Raw genomic sequence first — 487 nt, forward strand, 5'->3', positions numbered from 1 at the left:
CACCCAAACCACCTTCTCCGCAAAACTCCCTTCCGGGATGTGTATAAGAGACAGGTATCAACATCATCAACATTATCGACAACAACATCATCAACGACCGACGGCTCAGGATCGATACCGCAATATCCAAGCTACGCCGACCTATCGTATCGCCAAGACATAGAGCACAAAGTCAAAAACAGTATCTATAGATCAAGGCTGTATCTACTGCCCGGAATGCGTGTCATTCGCTCGTATAAAGAGCCTGTTTTTGAAACCGGATTATTGATTGAGAGAAAAAAGAATCGCCTGCTGTTAAGCATAGAACCGCGTTACTTAACGGTCAAGAGGAAATATCTGTCTGGATCGCAAGACGGACAGCATGGGAATTTTGATCTGAGCGATATAGGCGCGGAATTAGTCCAAAGCATCGGTCAGGGCGAAAAATTTGAGTTCTACATCCGCGAAAGGGGCGGGATGGTCTACGAGTATAACAATAACCGCGCCG

The 487-nt window shown here is 46.4% G+C and carries 1 protein-coding gene; it reads left to right on the plus strand.

Translation table 11 applies throughout. The features are described 5' to 3' along the window. Positions 1-216: 216 nt before the first annotated feature. On the plus strand, positions 217-487 hold a 271-nt coding region (locus tag ACYVRA_RS08615), incomplete at its 3' end, for a hypothetical protein (RefSeq protein WP_461252308.1).

Source organism: Treponema sp. R8-4-B8, assembly GCF_054786175.1.